1 protein-coding gene is annotated in these 424 nt (G+C 32.1%); it reads left to right on the forward strand.

Translation table 11 applies throughout. The annotated features are described in order from the left end of the window. The coding region (locus ASV53_RS24660; RefSeq protein ID WP_275657128.1) for an HNH endonuclease family protein at positions 1-424 on the forward strand (424 nt) is incomplete at both ends.

The raw sequence follows: 424 nt of genomic DNA on the forward strand, positions 1-424 counted from the left end.
AAAACTGGAACCTATGATTTAAGTAATGAAGAAGTTGATTTATTTTCAAATTGGGTTAATGAGTTTTCTAGGATATTTAACTATAACGCAATGTCACGAGTGTTTGGACGAGAAATCACCAATAGCTTGGACTTAGACGTATGTCCATACTGTAACAATGAAGACATTGAAACTATCAATGAAGTAGGTGCTGAAACAAGACCAGATCTTGATCATTTCTTTCCTAAATCAAAGTTTCCATTTCTCGGATTAACACTTTCAAATCTCATACCTGCTGGAACTCGATGTAATCAAAAATATAAAAGTGATAAATCAATGTTTGATCACGTCCACCCATACATAGACGGAATAAACCAAACTACTCTTTTTGATTTTAATTATATTTTCGATGAAGGTAGAAATATTGATGCGCTTAATATTAAAG

This window comes from Photobacterium sanguinicancri (assembly GCF_002265265.1).
Classification (GTDB): Bacteria; Pseudomonadota; Gammaproteobacteria; order Enterobacterales; family Vibrionaceae; genus Photobacterium; species Photobacterium sanguinicancri.